This is a genomic window from Flavobacterium foetidum (assembly GCF_004634245.1).
Classification (GTDB): domain Bacteria; phylum Bacteroidota; class Bacteroidia; order Flavobacteriales; family Flavobacteriaceae; genus Flavobacterium; species Flavobacterium foetidum.
Window position 1 is genome coordinate 15,876 of sequence record NZ_SJTF01000025.1, and the last position, 15,229, is coordinate 31,104.

General features: G+C 35.9%; 11 protein-coding genes. 2 read left to right on the forward strand and 9 right to left on the reverse strand.

All coding sequences use genetic code 11. The features are described from left to right. Window positions 1-8: 8 nt before the first annotated feature. The 8 genes from E0W73_RS21115 to E0W73_RS21150 all read right to left on the reverse strand — a co-directional run bounded on the left by E0W73_RS21115 (window position 9) and on the right by E0W73_RS21150 (window position 9,034). Window positions 9-1,112 (reverse strand): FecR family protein, encoded by a 1,104-nt coding sequence (locus E0W73_RS21115; protein ID WP_135224031.1) that lies wholly within the window; start codon window positions 1,110-1,112, stop codon window positions 9-11. 67 nt (window positions 1,113-1,179) lie between these two features. Continuing rightward, window positions 1,180-1,779 carry an RNA polymerase sigma-70 factor gene (locus tag E0W73_RS21120; RefSeq protein ID WP_135224032.1) on the reverse strand — a complete coding sequence of 200 codons (600 nt, stop codon included), beginning with the start codon at window positions 1,777-1,779 and terminating at the stop codon, window positions 1,180-1,182. A 333-nt stretch (window positions 1,780-2,112) separates the two neighbouring features. Further along, complete coding sequence (locus E0W73_RS21125) at window positions 2,113-3,456, reverse strand: DUF3526 domain-containing protein (protein WP_135224033.1); 1,344 nt, start codon at window positions 3,454-3,456, stop codon at window positions 2,113-2,115. Window positions 3,457-3,459: 3 nt separating this feature from the next. Continuing rightward, the gene (locus E0W73_RS21130) at window positions 3,460-4,911 is read right to left on the reverse strand and encodes an ABC transporter permease (RefSeq protein ID WP_135224034.1); all 1,452 of its coding nucleotides are present in this window, start codon (window positions 4,909-4,911) and stop codon (window positions 3,460-3,462) included. A 5-nt stretch (window positions 4,912-4,916) separates the two neighbouring features. Further along, complete coding sequence (locus tag E0W73_RS21135; RefSeq protein ID WP_135224035.1) at window positions 4,917-7,211, reverse strand: TonB-dependent siderophore receptor; 2,295 nt, start codon at window positions 7,209-7,211, stop codon at window positions 4,917-4,919. A gap of 18 nt (window positions 7,212-7,229) precedes the next feature. Then, window positions 7,230-7,925 (reverse strand): ABC transporter ATP-binding protein, encoded by a 696-nt coding sequence (locus tag E0W73_RS21140; protein WP_135224036.1) that lies wholly within the window; start codon window positions 7,923-7,925, stop codon window positions 7,230-7,232. Window positions 7,926-8,135: 210 nt separating this feature from the next. Then, the gene (locus E0W73_RS21145; protein ID WP_135224037.1) at window positions 8,136-8,486 is read right to left on the reverse strand and encodes a hypothetical protein; all 351 of its coding nucleotides are present in this window, start codon (window positions 8,484-8,486) and stop codon (window positions 8,136-8,138) included. Window positions 8,487-8,599: 113 nt separating this feature from the next. Next, complete coding sequence (locus tag E0W73_RS21150; protein WP_135224038.1) at window positions 8,600-9,034, reverse strand: DUF1810 domain-containing protein; 435 nt, start codon at window positions 9,032-9,034, stop codon at window positions 8,600-8,602. A 615-nt stretch (window positions 9,035-9,649) separates the two neighbouring features. Here E0W73_RS21150 and E0W73_RS21155 point away from each other — a divergent pair. After that, window positions 9,650-10,399 (forward strand): dihydrodipicolinate reductase C-terminal domain-containing protein, encoded by a 750-nt coding sequence (locus E0W73_RS21155; protein ID WP_135224039.1) that lies wholly within the window; start codon window positions 9,650-9,652, stop codon window positions 10,397-10,399. Window positions 10,400-10,781: 382 nt separating this feature from the next. On the opposite strand, the gene E0W73_RS21160 is transcribed toward E0W73_RS21155, so the two are convergent. Continuing rightward, window positions 10,782-12,068 (reverse strand): acetyl-CoA C-acetyltransferase, encoded by a 1,287-nt coding sequence (locus E0W73_RS21160; protein WP_135224040.1) that lies wholly within the window; start codon window positions 12,066-12,068, stop codon window positions 10,782-10,784. Between the two features lie 433 nt (window positions 12,069-12,501). On the opposite strand from E0W73_RS21160, the gene E0W73_RS21165 reads away from it, so the two are divergent. Then, window positions 12,502-14,901, forward strand: coding sequence for a TonB-dependent receptor (locus E0W73_RS21165; protein ID WP_135224041.1), 2,400 nt, complete (start codon window positions 12,502-12,504; stop codon window positions 14,899-14,901). Window positions 14,902-15,229: the final 328 nt, after the last annotated feature.

Sequence of the window (15,229 nt, forward strand, 5' to 3'; positions counted from 1 at the left end):
TAATTTATTTATCGTGGATTGGTAATGGTAATTGTTTTTTGGTCAATAGAATAATGAAATGGCGTGTCTCGCTTTAGAAGATCTAAAATATTCTCTACGCTAGATTCGCTGATTTTTATCGTTCCGGTAAAATTCTGTCTGGCCAAGTCAGAATTTTGATTGATAATCTCAACGTCGTAGGTACGCTGAATAATCTTGGCGATGGTAGAAAATGGGGTGTCCTTAAATGCTAATTCTCCTTTTGTCCAGGCATTGTAAAAGGCAGTATCGACATTTTTTACAGTAATTTTCTTTGAATTGCTGCTCCATGTTGCCATTTGGGATGGCTCCAGAATTATAGAATTCAAAGAATCTGAGGTTTCGTACATCTGAATGCTTCCTTCGATCAATGTACTGTTTACGGTAGGATTTTCAGGATAAGCACTGATATTAAATTTTGTTCCCAAAACTTTAATATCTACCTGATTTGCATTCACAATAAACGGGTGATTTTGGTCTTTTGCTACTTCAAAAAAAGCTTCTCCGCTTAGATAAACGTTTCGGTTTCCGTTGATTCCGAATTGTTCCGGATAGCGAAAAGTTGTGCCGGAATTTAAACTCACGATTGTTCCGTCTGAAAGGGTGATTTTGAATCGTTTGCCGTACGGAATCTTCAACGTATTGTATTGTACTTCGCTGTCGGCTGTTTTTCCAAAATAGACCATATGATTTGGAAATTTTTTAGCTACTAAAATTCCTTTGTCATTAAAAAGCGAGCTCTGATTTTTTTGAGAATAGTTTTCTAAACGGCCGTCGCCAAGTTCCAGAACAATTTCTTTTGTCTCTTTTGTTTTTTCAGTAAACAACAAAACCGTCGATCCTAATCCGACAAAAACTAAAAGTACGGCAGCATAGCGCATAAACTGTCGAATTTTATTTTTTGGCTTCATTGGGATTACCGGAACAGCATCTGTTATTGTATTTTCGGTCAAAGCATTTAGTACCCATGCTTTTTTTGCCGCTATAAACTGCTGTTTGTTTTCTTCCGATGCTTCGATCCATTCAAAAAGTGCCTGTACTTCTTGTTCCGAAGCTTCGTTTGAAAGGTATTTGTTAAGTATTTCTGATGTCATAAATGCGTTTTAAATCTTCTCGCCATAATAAGTACACCTCAGAATTAAAATACCCTACCTTTTATTCTTAATTATTATAAATAAGAATAAAAATCAAGAACATATAATCTGAAAGTTTGGTCTTTAAAATCTTTAAAGCCTTTGTCATATGGGCTTCTACAGCTTTTAAGGTCACTTGCATTTCTGCTGCGATTTCGGCGTTTTTTTTGTTTTCAAAACGTTTTTTTATGAAAACTTCTCGAGTTTTGGGAGGTAAATCGTCTACAGATTCCTGAATGATACGTTCTAATTCGGTCAATTCTAAGGTGTCGAATTGAATCGAATTAAGAACTTCAATGTCCAGTTCTCTTTCTTTTTGGTTTAGGTGTTCGTTTTTAAATTTATCCTTTACCTTATTATGGCGGATTAAATTTAAGCATCTCGATTTGGCATACGTAAACACGAAAGCTTTGATTCCGTTAAGAGAATCTATATTTTCTCTGCTTTGCCATAAGTGAAGTAAAGCTTCCTGTGCCAGATTTTCGGCTTCATCGGCATCATAAATAAACTGAATGCTGAATGACTGGATTCTTCTGAAATATTTATCGTAGAAAAATTTAAAGGCAGTTTCGTCTCCTTCCTTAAAGGATTTAAAAAGATCTAATTCGAAACTGTTATTGGTGTTCATCAAACAAAATTTACTTAGGAAAAGCAATATTAAGTAAATTTAAAAAAGTACTTTAATTTGCAAGAAAGCGGCAAATATAAAAGTTTATTTATATTAATTCTAAATAAAATAAAATTATTGAATGTTTTGAGAAATTTTATTCAGAAAAGGTTTTATTTTAAACGCAAAGTTCGCAAAGTTTTTTTACAAATCTTTGCGAACTCTGTGTAAAACATAGCCCAAGGTTTCAACCTTGGGTACGTAGATTATGTTAATTCGATTAGGAACCAATGGTTGAACCCATTGGCTATGCTAAATCTTTGCGAACTTTGCGCTGTCTTTGCGGTAAAGTAATTATAAGGTCTTCATAAAATTCCGCCATCCAAAACCAATCAACAAAAGATTAAAAAGCAATAAGGGCAAAAATGCTTTTAGGAAACTAATTTCGGTTGCGTCTGTAAAAGTCTCTACTTTAAATTTCTCCCAATTTTCTTTATCTACAGGAGCATTGTCAAAGATTTTTGGATAAAAATACAATCGTAGTTTTTCATGAAACTTTGTGGTTTCTTTTAAAAACAAAAGCTGGTTTCGCAAGTCTGATTTTGCAATTTCATTTAGTTGAATTTGGGTATGAAGTGTCGGTATAAATTGTGCAATCAATTCGCTGGCACGGTTTCGCTGTTCTAATTTTGATTCTAGATCTTTAGACTGAACCGAAGATTCATCGTCGCCCATTTGCTGCATCGCGTAATACCAAAGCCAGCTGAATTCTTTCTCCGGCAAAGCATACTTTTTAAACTGCGGATAATGTTTGTAGAACTTTTCCATCGTTTCAGTTTTATCCATATCCCATTTTTCGTGATAGGCATTTCGTTGTGTGAGTGTTAATTCTAATGCCTCAGGAACTTTGTACTTATTGATGATATAGGTATTAATTCCAGCAGGAAGAATTATGATCAGAAATAACCAGATTGTGAGCAAAATAACCGCATTGAAGTTTGAATTTTTCTGAAGCGAGACAATAAAAAAACAAACCCCAAACCAGAACAATATATATAAAACAGTAATTCCGTAAAAAACGGCAAATGATTTGTCTAACGGAATCTGCAGTACTAATACCGCAGCCAAAAGCACCAAAGTCATAAGAGCGGTTAAGCTCAGGATTCGGACATAAAACAGTTTTAGGATGTATAAAAAGGTATTTTGACTTTGTACAGCGACAATTTTCCAAGTTCCTGATTCTTTTTCTTCTGAAATAAGATTATACGAAAATGCAATAATCAAAAGAGGGAAGAGGTACAAAAGCACAAAACTGAAATCGATGTTTCCTGCAAGAAGATTGCTCGGATTATTGAGTTCCGAATCGTATTTCTGTCCTTCCAGTCCGCGAATCGTCACGCTTTGAATCGACGGATTGACATCTCGCTGTCCGATAGCCAGACTGTTTATTGGCAGTGTTTTATTGACTAATGAAAACTTGATATAGTACAATAAAAGTCCGATTTCATCTTTATGAAATGCGGCATTTCTAGCAATATGTTCTTTTTGGTAAACCGCGGCTTCTGCAATATTGTTTTCTTGTTTTTGCTGAAACTGACGCCCGATTAAAAGACTTATAAGGCTAATAATCAGTAAAAACAGCAATCCGGCTTTGGTTCCCTTCGAACGTAAAAAATTTTTAAATAAGAGTTGTAACATAATTTAGACTGCTTTAAGTTTTTTTGAAGCAAAAAGAACAAGAACAAAAAAGCCTATTATCCAAAGCGTAATCGAGATTATCGAAAGGATTTCGGTTTTTATGATGGCTGCAATTCCTTTTGGTTCATAATGAAATTCTTCTACATCGGCCCAATGTTCTTTGCCGATTGTAAGCGGTTTGTCGTTTGGTCCTGGCTTTTTGTTGCTGATGTATTTTACCTGCAACGCATTCATTTTCTGCGCCATATTGTAACGGTAAACTTCTGCCTGTTTCTGAAAATCGATATAGGAATCATAATCGGTATTAGATAATCCCATCGATAAATTCTTCATGGCGATGTACGGATTAAGGAATGAAACGGCTTTTGAAAAACTGTTTTGCTTAGCATAAATTTTAAGCAATTCCTCCAAATGCTGATTGTAGATGTTAGAACTGATTCTTTCGCCTTCTGTCATAATAAATCCAGAATAATTAAAAGGCAGTTTCTGTACAGAATCGACTTTGTAAACTCGCAGCAAAGAATCTTTTATCGCTTTGTAATGAACATCGTTAGGATTATGACTGTCGCCTTGTTTTAAAATATCTTTTTCGATATCGCTTCCAAACTTGATTTTAGAAGGCGCTTCATACAAATAAGCTCCAATCGCCTGCGTTGTTCTCGGAAGAATGATGGTAAAAATCAGCCAGATTCCGATTAATGAAACCAACGCTTTTTTGGATGTTTTGCTTGATGCTGAAACCAAAACAGCAGTCACACAGAAAAACATCAGATAAACGAAATGGAAAAAGACAAAAAGAATCATTTTGATGACTTCATCTGCAGAAATGCTGAAATTTTGAAGCAATAGCCAGATAAAAACCAATACCATTATGGTCGGAATAAAAATAATCATCACCACGCTTGCAATTCCGAGTGTTTTGCCAGTTAGAAGCTGTTTCCAGCTTACGCCTTGACTCAAAAAGATTTTTAAAGTTCCGTTTTCTCTTTCGTAGGCAACCGAATTAAATCCGATGAAAAAAATCAATAACGGCAACAAAATTTGCAGCACCATCGCTATGCTTATTTCGCCAAAACGAAGCATGCTGTTAGAAAAACCGGCTTCAGAGAAATTGGCAGTATTTTGTTTATGCGCTTCAAGGAAAATGGCATTTCCGAAGAACGGCTCCATTCCAAATTCAAAAACACTTAAAGAAGAGCTTTTTCTAAAGGCAAAGTTTCCGTAGTGTGCCATACGATGAGGATTTTTATCCGGATTTTTCAACCAGTCTTCTCGAGATTCGTGCTGGTATTTTTCGCTGGTTTCGTTTTGGCTTCTATAATTGTCCCAGCCCGAAAAAGCGGCATACAACAACAGCAGTCCAATAAAAATGGTTATGATATAAATAGCGGCGTTTTTAAAAACGGAGTTTCGAAAATGTCTCGCTATTAGAAATTCTGTTTGTAATAATTTCATATAAATTAAAATTTATAAGTTACGGTAAGGCTCACATTTCTTGGGCTTCCCGGAAATAATCGTAGATAATTCTGGGCACCGAGCCAATACGTTTTATTTAATAAATTGCCCGCATTAACGGCAATCTGCACATTGCTTTTGCTTGGCTTATAAAAAATTGCTGCATCAAAAATGGTAAAGTCAGGCAGCGTAAAATCGCGTGTAAACCAAGGCACTTTACTGCTTTGATACTGCATTCCGACACCAATTCCCAAATCCTTGAAAGCCGAATCTGAAGCAAAATTGTAACGTGTCCATAAATTAGCGCTGTTTTTTGGCGTGTTTTGCTTTCTGGCACCAATTAAGGCTGGATTGCTGTCTTTTATGATTTCGGCATCGATGTAACTATACGATGCATTAATCTGCCAATCGCGTGTGATGTAGCCGGCCAAATCGCATTCAAAACCACGGCTTCTTTCTGCGCCTCTTGTTACCAACAAATCAGGGTTTGCAGCATCATTCGCATTCATTAAAATGTTTTTCTGATTGATTTCATAAATCGCAGCATTAAAGCTCATCGAATTGTTCAGAAATGTTGTTTTGATGCCGATTTCCTTCAAATCGCTTTCCAAAGGATCAAACAAACTTCCGCCAGGCAAAGATCCCGTTTGAGGCATTAAGGTAACCGTGTTCGATTGTGGCTGATAACCTTCGAGATACGTCGTATAAATATTTATCGCTTTGTTAACTGCATACGTGATTCCGATTCTTGGCAGCAATGCCGATTTTTTAACCTTCAATTCATTGCTGGTTTCATAGTTGGTAATGTCTTCAAACCGCTCGTTTCTTAGTCCCAACAGAAAAATGAATTTTTCCCACTGAATCTGATCCTGAATGTAAACTGCATTTGTTGTCGTTAAAGCTGAAGGAAGCGCAGTTCGTACATTTAGCGTATAATCCTCAGGACTTGTAAGCGTATATTTCGGATTGTTCAAATTGAAATACTCAACATTTGGTTTCGGCATCGTAACACCGTCTATAGTCACTGTTTGATAGTTAGAAGCATTCGCCGGAACAAAAGTGCTCGCAACGGTTCCATCATTCAATACATAACCTCTGGCAGCATTTTGCCCGCCGCCTTTGTTTTTATTCCAACTATTTAAATCATATCCTACCAACAATTTATGATTGAGTTTTCCTGTTTTTACATCAAAATTCAGATAGGCGCTCAAATTGTCAATATCCCAGTTTTGCTGGCGTTGTACAAACTGCATCATAGCAAGGCTAGAAACTTGCTGGTTGTTCATGTCAACAGCAAAAGCATTTGTCGTTCTGTGTTCCTGAAGATCTTCTGTCCAGGTTTGTTTCATGTACGAAGCATTAAAGCCGATTCTAGAAGTAAATTTATGAGCAAGATTGGTCATCAAAATCATTTCTTTTGATTTGAAGTAATCACTCGGAGCTGCCAGATTAAGGCTAATGGGGGTTTTGCTTAAACTAGTTTGTCCGGCAACTGCTCCAAAAATAGGCTGTCCGCGGTCCAGAATTCCGGTCATGTCGCTTAGAATCAATTCGGTATTGATTGCCGTTTTCTCATTCGGAATATAACTGAACGAAGGCGAAATCAGGAAAGATTTATTATTTACTAAATCACGAAAGGATTTTGCTTGTTGGTAAGCTCCATTGACACGATACAAAAGGTTTTTTGATTCGTTGATAGGACCCGTAAAATCTAGAGTTCCACGTAGAGTGCTAAAACTGCCCACGCTCATGCTGATTTCTTTTCGGTCAACAGCCAAAGGTTTTTTGGTCACCATATTGATGCTTCCGCCTGGATCAACCGACGAAAATGACGCACTCGACGGACCTTTTATCACTTCCACACGCTCGATATTGCTGGTTAAAGGCTGCAGAAAGTAAAATTGCCGCGTTCGCATTCCGTTAATAATCTGTCCCTCTTCGTTCTGACTGATTCCTCTAATCGTATATTGATTATAATAACTCGCCGGAATTACGCCACTGGTCATTTTTACTGCATCGGCCAAGTAAAAAGCAGCTTTATCAGCAATTAACTCTTTAGTGACGGTAGCAATTGACTGCGGAATATCTTTGTTTAAAGATGCCGTTTTTGTAGCCGAAAAAGAATAATCGCTATTGTATTTTTTCGCCGAACGACCGATAATTTCAACGGTTTGCAGTTCATTGTGTTTTGATGCTGTCGAATCCTGCTTTGTGCTGTCCTGCACTTTTGCGTTTTGCGTTTGTGCGTGAATTGCTGTCAGATTAACGATCAAAAAAGCTGGGAGGAATAAATGTTTCATTTTTTGAAATGAGATGGTTTAAACTGTCTGTAAATACAAATCCTCAAGCTCGTTGGCCGAAATTTTTGCAGCTTCAATAACCGTAACCAAGTTTCCTTGTTTCATAATCCCGATATGAGAAGCGACTTCTCTTGCTCTGAAGATATCGTGAGTGGCCATTAAAATTGCGGTTCCGTCTGCCGAAAGCTCTTTTAAGATCTGCGAAAATTCGTTAGAAGCTTTTGGGTCTAAACCACTTGTGGGTTCGTCCAGCAACAGTACTTTCGCCTGTTTAGCGATTGCAATTGCGATTCCGACTTTCTGACGCATTCCTTTAGAATAACCTCCGAGGTTTTTGTCGTGAGCAGAAACCTGTAGTCCTGCTTTATTTAAGAAATAAGTCAATTCCCCTTTAGAATAGTTAAATCCCGCTAATGAGGAGAAAAATTTAAGATTTTCCAACCCCGTCAAATTTGGATACAACATTACAGTTTCGGGTATATAGGCGACATGTTTTTTTGTTTCCTGAGCATTTTCTGTAACCGATATGTTATTGATTTCCAATTCGCCAGATGTTGGTTCGATGAAACCGAGAAAAAGATTGATTGTAGTGGTTTTTCCGGCTCCATTTTGACCTAAAAGCGCAAATATTTCTCCTTCCTTAATCGTTAAGTTTAGCGCATTCAAAGCAGTGTAATCACCATATTTTTTGGTCAGATTTTTTGCTGTAAGCATAAGTTTATGATTTATTATTAAGTATGTAAATAGCTTGTCTTCAGATATGAAAATATCCGAAATAATGATTTTTGTTTTTTAGTGAATGTTTACAATGAAATTCAGTAGACCGTCGGAAATTGGAAAGAGTTTTCTTTATTTCCAAAAGAAACAAAAACGTGTTCTTTCCGTTTTTTAGGAAACGAAGCGTTGAATACCTGAAATTGTAAACTAGTCTAAAGTGGGAGGTGCCCTTAAGGCAAAAAGACTTCCTTTGAAGCTGGTTGAAACAGTTTTGCAATAACCAAAAACTGATGCAACATATACAGCGGTTTTTTGAAAAACAACCGACTGAAAAGTACTAGGAATATAAGTGCTAAAGCTGAAATGACAGATGTGACACTGAGAATCGTTGTCGTGGCTGTGTGTAATTTCCTGTTTGTTTTCAGTTGTATGATGGTGGCAGGATTTTTCTGTTAACTGCTTTAAAAAATGCTCGTAGGAATGAACGGTCTGAAATAGCATTGCAGACAATACCATAACAGACATCAGCAAATTGATGATGATCATTTTCTTTTTCATTCCTGGAACTGAATTGTGCGTTTTTTTAATTGAAAATACGCAACAAGGTTGCAAATATAAACAACCAGCCTTAAAATATGTACAACTTAGATAATAAAATTCTAAGAAAGCTTTTAAAGGTTATTATAAAGAAGCTGCAACGTATGAAAATCAGACGATCCGTCGAAATATTTATGCAGAACTTCTTGAAAAACAGGTTCTGTATTTTGAATACTCGCAAACAAAGTCATACAAGACTTCAGTTTTTCAAGATCGGGAGAGGCAAATATTTCATCGGCAGTTTTTTCTTCATTTTTAATCAGTTCACCGGTAATTTCTACAAGATGTTTTCCTAAAATGGGATGTTCTAAAAAAGCTATTGCTTCGTCTGCATTCTTGATTTCATAAAACTTTGAAGTGTCGCTAGAACCCATTCCTTTTATTTGAGGAAAGATAAACCACATCCATGGAGATTCTTTTTTACCTTTTTTGATTTCGTTAAGAGCTGTCAAATACAATTTATTCTGAGCATCTAAAAAGCGGAGCAATTCATTATTATTGTAAGCCATTATTTACTGATTTAAATTTGGGGAATCAGGCGATAAATCTACAGAAAATATGTTAAGATGGGTGCTGCTGAATATTTTTTTATTGCTATTTTTTTTAGTATAAGCAACAGATTGCGCAGCTCAAAACAGGTGTAAAAATTTAGCTGCAAACAGAATAAATTTTGCCTAAAATAGATTCCAAAATTAGGAGAACCCGTTGGGGGAATAGAATAAATAGCTTCTTTCAAGAATTAAAATCTAATTTGATTTGCTAAAATCCTTTAAAATCTGCGTCAAGTCCTTTTGCTTATAAATTTTCACGCAGATTCATATAGATTAAAGCAGATTTAGACTGATTTAGACAGATTTAGCTGGGCTGATTTATTAGAATTGAAAAAAAATTTCACTCAACAGGTTAGCAGAACAAAATAGTCATTAGCAGAAAAAATCTTGTTAAGAAGCCTGTCAATTGTTATTATTAGCTGTTTTGATTAGTAAAATTGTTATAAAATTTCTATTTTTATAAAATAAGGATATTTTTAAAAGAACAATAAAAGCAGACTTTCTTAGTCTGCCATCTCTTAAAAATGTCAAATTTCTTCTAACGAGTTTCAAGCTCAAATAAAATTATAATATATGAAAATAGGACTAATCGGATTTGGAAAGACTGGAAAATCAGTAGCATCAATACTGCTGGAAAACGAAAAATTCTCGCTAGAATGGGTTTTAAGACAAAGTAAAGTCTTAGAAAACAGATCGGTTTCAGAATTTTTTGGTGTTGAGTCTGATGAACCCGGTGTCATCTATTCTAGTTCAAAAACTTCAATCGAGGAATTACTAGAAAAGCATCCAGTAGACGCTATTATTGATTTTTCGTCAGATAGCGGCATTTATACCTATGGAGAAGTTGCCGCAAAGAAAAAAATAAAAATCATTTCGGCAATTTCGCATTACAAAGACAAGGAAATAAAATTCTTAAAAGAACTAGCAAAAAAAACAACTGTGTTTTGGTCTCCGAATATTACGCTTGGCGTAAATTATCTACTGTTTGCAGCCAAGTTCTTAAAGAAAATCGCTCCATGGGTTGATATTGAAGTGAATGAGGAACATTTTAAAACAAAACAAGGCACTTCTGGTACGGCTGTTAAAATTGCCGAGGCTCTTGATGTCGACAGAGAAAATATCAATTCGGTTCGAGCAGGAGGGATTGTAGGAAAACACGAGGTTATTTTCGGATTTCCTTTCCAAACGGTTAGACTTATACACGAATCTATTTCGCGTGAAGCGTTTGGCAATGGAGTCATTTTTGTTGCTGAAAATTTAAAAGAGAAAGAGAAAGGTCTTTATAATTTTGAAGATATTTTGTCTCCTTATTTTGTGGTTTAAATTTTGCCATTTGTTTTTGCCGCGAAGGCGCTAGGGCGAAAAGTTTTTTTCGAAGCTGTACACAAAGTTTAATCTAAATATTGATTAGAGTTTCTCCCGCAGATTTGGGAGATTCGGCAGATTTTTTTTCAAAATTATATAATCTACTCAATCTGCCAAATCTGCGGAAAATAAAAAAGAACTTGAAATTATTTCTCAATAACCCGTTGGGTGTAATTAAAAAATAAAAGCATTTTAACACATAGAAGCATAGTTTTTTGTGCCGAAAAAAGAAAATGGAAGAAACAAGTTTCCACACATAGCTAAACTACGTGCATTTAAACTAGTGAAACGCCTTTTTTTAAGTTTAGTTAAACTATGTTTCTATGTGTTGAAAATAATTTCACCCAACGAGTTTCTCAATAATCATAGTAACTCCTTGGCCGCCTGCAGCACAAATAGAAACAAATCCTCTTCCAGAACCTTTTTCGTTTAATAATTTTGCCATTACACCTATAATTCTCCCACCAGTTGCGGCAAATGGATGTGCTGCTGCCAGACTGCTTCCTTTGACATTCAGTTTATTTCGGTCGATTGCTCCAAGTGTTTTCTTCAGGCCAATTTCGGCACTCAATTCAGGGCTTTCCCAAATTTTTAAAGTGGCCAAAGTCTGTGCGGCAAAAGCTTCATGAATTTCGTAATAGTCAAAATCCTGAAGGTTTAATGCTGCTTTTTCCAACATCCTAGAAGCGGCAAATATGGGGGCCAATAAAAGATTCTGCTGATTTTTAACGTATTCAATAGCGGCAATTTCTGCGAAAGTAATGTATGCCAAAATTGGAAGTCCTTGTTCCTGAGCCCATTCTTCGCTGGCCAGAAGAATACAAGACGCTCCGTCGCTTAAAGGTGTAGAATTTCCGGCTGTTAGAGTACCGTTTACCTTATCAAAAGCGGGTTTTAATTTTGCAAGTTTTTCAATAGTGCTGTCTTTTCTAAGATTATTGTCTTTTTCTAATCCGTTGAAAGGTGTAATCATATCATCAAAAAAGCCTTCGTCATAAGCTTTTGCCATATTCAAATGACTTCTCAAAGCAAATTCGTCTTGTTCTTCTCTAGATATTTTATAGTGTTTTGCAGTAATCTCAGTGTGTCCGCCCATCGAAAGTCCAGTTTGCGATTCTTCATTTTTGGGTACCAAAGGAGAGAAATCTTTTGGGCGAAGTTTTAAAAATGTTTTGATTTTGCTACCCAATGTTTTTGCTTGTCTCGCTTCTAATAAGACTTTTCTAAGTTTTTCGCTTACTGCAATCGGCATATCACTAATAGAATCTACACCGCCAGCAATTCCAGATTCAATTTGTCCGAGTGCGATTTTGTTGGCAATGTACACAGCACTTTCAATTCCGGTATCACAAGCTTGCTGTAAATCGCAGGCAGGAGTAGCGGGGTCAAGATTGGTTTTCATCACACATTCCCTGATTAGATTGTTGTCATAGGTATGCTTGATTACAGCGCCACCGGCAACCTCGCCCAATAATTTTCCTTTTAGATTGTATTTATCGATAAGACCATTTAGAGCAGCAGTCATCATTTCTTGATTTCCTACCGTTGAGTAGGCAGTATTAGCACGTGCAAACGGAATTCTGTTATAACCCACAATGGCTACTGTTCTGATGGTATTTGATTTCATATCGGATTTTTATTAAATGAATTTGTTTCTGATTTCGAAAGTATAAAGATAAGAATTGATTACCGCTATAATACTTAATGTAGATTAATATTTATAAAGAAATAACTTAGAATTACCCGTTGGGTGAAATAACTTCATTTAAGAATTAAAATCTGATTTGATCTGCTAAAATCTGCATGAAATCCTTTTGCTTATACATTTTTCACGCAGATTCAAAAAGATTAAAGCAGATTTAGACAGATTTATATCCAAGCTAATTTTATAGAATTGAAAAAAATAATTTCGCCCAACGGGTTTAGAATTATTAATCTGTAGCAATTTTTTTTTGCTAATTTATTGCAAAATGTTATATTTATTTAGAATGAATAAAAATAATTTGGAAAACCCGATATTTGAAATTACTTTTGCGCAACAATTATAAAATCAAACCAAAATGAAAATAATTTTTAAGAAAAAGGTATGCTTTTTTGTATTGCTTTTGAGCTCATTAAACATGATGGCACAGGAGTTTGGAAAAGTAGCCGGAAAAGTTTCTTTAAGCGGCAATAAACCAGCAGAAAATATTTCTGTAACCTTAAAAGGAACAAAATACTCTGACGTTACAACAGTTTCTGGGCAGTATGAAATTACAAGAGTAAGACCAGGCAATTATACTGTGGTAATACGTGCCGTAGGTATTGCTCCAATAGAAGAAAATGTTGTAGTTACTGCTAATAAGACAACTACAAAAAACTTTTCATTAAATGAAAGTCAAGAGGATTTAAATGAAGTAGTGATTACAAAAAATAAGTACAAACAAGACAAGCCATCAATGTCGCTTCGTTTACAGACACCGGTTCTTGAAATACCACAAAATGTACAAATTATAAGCGGCCAAACCTTAAAAGACCAGCAGATTACAAGCATGAGCGACGGAGTAATTCGTAATGTGAGTGGTGCTGTTCGCCTCGAACACTGGGGAGATTTGTACACGAATATTACGATGAGAGGTTCTCAAATTCAGGCTTTTAGAAATGGATTTAACGTGGTTTCTTCTTTCTGGGGACCATTAACAGAAGATATGAGTTTTGTTGACCATATCGAATTTGTAAAAGGACCGGCAGGATTTATGCTTTCAAGCGGTGACCCAAGCGGATTGTACAATGCGGTGACTAAAAAACCAACCGGAATTACAAAAGGCGAGGTAAGTGCCATTGTAGGAAGTAATGATTTTTACAGAGTAAGCTTAGATCTTGACGGTAAATTAGATAAAGCAGGAAAATTATTATACCGTTTTAATGGTGCAGCGCAAAAGAAAAGATCTCATCGTCCGTTTGAGCACAATGATCGTTATGTAATTGCGCCCGTAATCTCGTACCAATTCGATGATAAAACTAAGCTGACATTTGAATACAATTTTCAATATGCAAATATGACGGAAGTTGGCTCGTATTATGTTTTTGGTCCAAAAGCGGGTGGTTATGCTACTATGCCGCGCGATTTTACCATGACAGCGCCAGGTTTACCAGATACCAATATTCAGGATCATAGTGGTTATTTACAATTCGAGCATAAATTTGATGATAACTGGAAATTGACAGCTCAAACTTCTTATTTTAAATATATTCAGCAAGGATACAGTTCTTGGCCTTCTGCTGTAGGACCGTCTGCAACTCCAGGGGGTGCTATTGGTAACGGTGAGATTATTAGAGGCTCTAGTATCTGGGACGCTGATAGTAATATGTTTTTAGGACAAATATTTGTGAACGGAAAATTCAATACAGGTGCTGTTTCTCATAAAGTTTTGGCAGGAGTAGATTTGGGTGACAAAGATTATATGGCAGATTGGGGACAATCTCATAACCTTGATACTGCGGCTAATCCTTTTAATATTTACAACCCTAATTACGGAACTCCTTCTAATGGTTTCCCGCAATTTGATCGCGATACACCTCTAAGCCAAAGGGCAGGAGGACTTTATGGTTCAGAATATGCTGCCGGATATATTCAGGATGAACTGGGTTTTTTTGAAAATAAATTGAGAGTAACTCTTGCTGCAAGGTACACGTGGATTAGCATGACTAGCAGTTATCAATCCCCTCAAGAAGATAGTCATATCACTCCTCGTGCAGGTGTTAGTTTTTCTATTACTAAAGACTTAGCAGTTTACGGATTATACGATCAAGCTTTTTTACCTCAATCTGCCGAAGTTACAAATGGTAAATTGAGACCGTTAACTGGTAATAATTTAGAATTTGGTGTCAAAAAAGATTGGTTTGACGGTTCATGGAATACGAGTTTATCGGCTTATAGAATTATAAAGAAAAATGAATTAACATCAGATCCAAAAGGCACTCCTCAAAATCCATTATCTATGATTTTGGGAGAAAAAAGAGCTCAAGGTGTTGAATTTGACTTAAGAGGAAAAATATTTGACGGACTTAATCTTATAGCAAATTATGCTTTTACTGAATCTGTTGTAACCGAATCTAATGTAAGTGGTATTAATGTAGGAGATATTGTTCCAGGATATGCAAAACATACAGCAAATGCATGGTTGAACTATACTGTTCAAAATGGTAAATTAAAAGGATTTGGGGCTTCTATTGGAGGAACTTTCCTTGACGGACGTCAGACGGATACATGGGGCGCAGGTCTTGAAAAATTGCCTTTTTACTTTAAGTTAGACGGAGGTTTGTCTTATGAAATCGGAAATGTAAAAGTTACGGCTAACGTATTCAATATATTAGATAAATATCTTTATAGCGGTTCGTATTACCAATGGCTTGATGCTTACTACTGGCAGTCAGAACCGGGAAGAAACTTTAGAGTTGGTGTTGCCTACAAATTCTAAAAAGATTTGCTTTTGTTTTAAAGAGACAAAGTTGCAAAGGTTCAAAGATTCAAAGTTTTTTTGACTTCAGAATCGTTTAATTTTCTCCCGCAGATTTTGCAGATTGGATTTTTTTGGATATACTTTTTATCTGTTTAATCTGCAAAATCGGCGGGAGAAATATTTTTTTAAAATGTCTTAATGAGAAAACCAAAGGATATACTCGCCATAATAATCAAACGACAAGTAGCGTGATTACGACATATAAGTAATGTTTTAAAGAGACAAAGTTGCAAAGGTTCAAAGATTCAAAGTTTTTTTGACTTCAGAATCGTTTAATTTTCTCCCG